Below are 1369 nucleotides of genomic sequence, written 5' to 3'. Positions count from 1 at the left end.
CACTCTTTAAACTTATGGATCTTTGGTATCATAAAGCACCTTAACATAACAATACCAGAGGATATGTCTAAAGACTCAATTCAATCTGAACTTAAATACGAAAGTGCACAATTATCTTGACACTACTAGCTTATATATACTCTTGCCATAAACGTTTTATTATTATAATATACTGTATATGGACAATGCCATACTAAATCTTTACAAAAAATGCCGGTTGTGTCCGAGAAAATGCCTTGTTGATAGAACAGCCGGGAATACAGGATTTTGCGGCGCGCAAGAGCAAATTACGATCGCCTCGCATATGGCGCATCGCTTTGAAGAACCCGCCATAAGCGGCAATAGGGGTTCAGGCGCTATATTTTTCAGTTATTGCACGGGGCGGTGTTGTTATTGTCAAAATTTTAGTTACAGCCGGGGCCAGCGCGGCCAAAAAACCTCAATAGAAAAGCTTGCTGATATAATGCTAAGGTTGCAAGAAAAACAATGCCATAATATCAATCTTGTATCGCCGACACACTATGTCCCGTCTATAATATCGGCTATAGATATGGCCAGAAGAAAAAATCTGCGCATACCCATATTATATAACTCAAGCGGATATGAAAGCGCTGAAACAATTGATCTCTTAAAAGGCTATGTGGATATATATATGCCTGATTTAAAATATTCAAACGATGCCCTGGCGAAAGAACATTGCGGCTTTATTGAATATAGCAGGCACAATATAGCGGCCCTTAAGAAAATGAATGAACAGGTAGGAAATCTGATAATAGACAAAAACGGGATCGCGTTAAAAGGCCTATTAATACGCCATCTTATACTGCCAGGCCAGATAGAAAATACGAAACGCTCGCTTGAGCTTATTGCAGAAAATCTCGGTACCGATACCCATATCAGCCTTATGAGTCAATACTCTCCCACGCCTAATGTAAAATCCGACCCTGGGCTTGGAAGACGGATTTCAATCATAGAGTACCAAAAAGCGCAAACATATATGATGAAAATGGGTTTCAAAAACGGCTGGACACAGAACTTTTTTAAAAAATAACCAAAAAAAACCTGTAAAACTTACCGCGCAGACCCGGTACGCCGGCCATACCGCAGGCGCCAATTTCAAAAAAACAAAAAAGAACAGTAAGGCTTGACTATGGTGGGCGATAGTGGATTCGAACCACTGGCCTCTACAATGTGAATGTAGCGTTCTAACCAGCTGAACTAATCGCCCTAAAGGCGCCGAATTAACATGCTTAAAAACTTTAGCGTATCAATTATTTAAAACCCGGTCGGAATAATACACGGAGATTTTACCGGAGTCGCATTTTATTGCAGGGCTCTCTTCGAGTCCTAAAAATGGTGGGCCCGGTAG

Annotated in this window: 1 protein-coding gene and 1 tRNA gene; one reads left to right on the top strand and one right to left on the bottom strand. The window is 40.7% G+C overall.

The features are described 5' to 3' along the window. Nucleotides 1-178: 178 nt before the first annotated feature. Complete coding sequence (locus PHV77_06745) at nucleotides 179-1051, top strand: radical SAM protein (GenBank protein ID MDD5504984.1); 873 nt, start codon at nucleotides 179-181, stop codon at nucleotides 1049-1051. Nucleotides 1052-1151: 100 nt separating this feature from the next. On the opposite strand, the gene PHV77_06740 is transcribed toward PHV77_06745, so the two are convergent. Next, nucleotides 1152-1228, bottom strand: a tRNA-Val gene (locus PHV77_06740). Nucleotides 1229-1369 lie beyond the last annotated feature (141 nt).

The sequence above is a fragment of the Candidatus Omnitrophota bacterium genome (genome assembly GCA_028716165.1).
Taxonomy (GTDB): domain Bacteria; phylum Omnitrophota; class Gorgyraeia; order JABMRG01; family JABMRG01; genus JAQUQI01.
This window is presented reverse-complemented; position numbering and strand designations above follow the sequence as displayed.

Coding starts and splice junctions, on each gene's coding strand:
- PHV77_06745 (MDD5504984.1), top strand. CDS start 179: ATGGACAATGCCATACTAAATCTTTACAAAAAATGCCGGTTGTGTCCG.